The 1,414-nt window shown below is 68.0% G+C and carries 1 protein-coding gene; it reads left to right on the top strand.

Annotated elements, in window-relative coordinates; all coding sequences use genetic code 11:
* Nucleotides 1-232: 232 nt before the first annotated feature.
* Complete coding sequence (locus IH26_RS0152435) at nucleotides 233-1,396, top strand: IS110 family RNA-guided transposase (RefSeq protein ID WP_030443802.1); 1,164 nt, start codon at nucleotides 233-235, stop codon at nucleotides 1,394-1,396.
* The last annotated feature ends 18 nt before the right edge of the window (nucleotides 1,397-1,414 follow it).

Below are 1,414 nucleotides of genomic sequence, written 5' to 3'. Positions count from 1 at the left end.
TCGCGGCTACTTGTTTCATTGATCTACGACCGCAGCCCGGCCAGGCTTGGTCGAGGTGATCGACAGGGTCGCTCTTATCGCGGCTGCCCACCGCTGTTTGGTGTGGCTCTCATTTGGCATGCGTCCTGTCGATCACCGCGGCGCGGAGTGGCTCAAGAGGGGACTGCCCAGCTCAAAGTAGCGCTGCCCTCCCGCCGACACCCATGTCGGATTCGGGAAGGGAGAACGAGCGGTGGCTCGGGTCATCATCGGGGTGGATCCGCACAAGCGGTCCGCGACCATCGAGGTCATCAACGAACACGAGCAGACGCTCGGGCAGGGCCGCTTCGGCACTGACACCGACGGCTACAAAGCGATGCTCGCCGCCGGGCGCCGGCACAAAGACCGCCAGTGGGCGGTCGAGGGCTGCAACGGCATCGGCCGGCACGTCGCGCAACGCCTGGTCGCCGACGGCGAAACCGTCGTGGACGTACCCGCGAAACTGTCCGCCCGAGCCCGCGTCTTCGCCACCGGGCAAGGCCGCAAGACCGACCCGGTCGACGCCCACAGCGTCGCGGTGGTCGCGCTGCGTACCACCGGCCTGCGGCAGGTGCAGGCCGACGACACCACGGTCGCGTTGCGGCTGCTGGTCGACCGCCGGGACCAGCTCGGCCGCGCCCGCACCGACCTGGTCAACCGGCTGCACACCCTGCTGCTCGAGCTCATCCCCGGTGGGGCGAAGAAAGACTTGTCCGCACAGCAGGCCCGCGCGCTGCTGAGCACCGTGCGCCCGCGGGACGTGGTCGGTAAGACCCGCCGCCGGCTGGCTTCCGAGCTCATCGATGAGCTGGCCGTCATCGACAAGAAGATCAAGACTGCGAAACGGGAACTCACCGAACTGGTCGACACCACCGGCAGCCGGCTACTCGAGCTGCACGGCATCGGCCCGTCCGGCGCCGCCCGGCTGCTCGGCGACGTCGGCGACATCCGCCGCTTCGCCAACCGTGCCCACTTCGCCTCCTGGAACGGCACAGCCCCGCTCGACGCGTCCTCCGGCGACAACAACCGGCACCGGCTCTCCCGCGCCGGGAACCGGCGCATCAACCGGGCGCTGCACATCATGGCCATCGTCCAGCTCCGCCACGACACCGAAGGCCGCGCCTACTACCGGCGCCGGTTGGCTGAGGGCAAACCACCGATGGAAGCCCTACGCGCCCTGAAACGCCGGCTCTCCGATGTCGTCTACCGGCAGATGCTCGCTGACGCCAAGCGACTGGAGACGGGCCCGGGAGGACACGCGGGGGCGACTCTGCAATCCAGCGCGGCCGACCCAATCCCCATGATCGACACTTCGGACAAGTCACTTCCCGGACCCGCTGAAGCACAGCCTAAAACATTGTCCTTGGCGACCTCTTGACACAGAGGGGTGCCAAAT

Origin of the sequence: Actinoplanes subtropicus, assembly GCF_000721705.1 — a bacterium.
In the GTDB taxonomy this organism is placed as follows: Bacteria; Actinomycetota; Actinomycetes; order Mycobacteriales; family Micromonosporaceae; genus Actinoplanes; species Actinoplanes subtropicus.
This window is presented reverse-complemented; position numbering and strand designations above follow the sequence as displayed.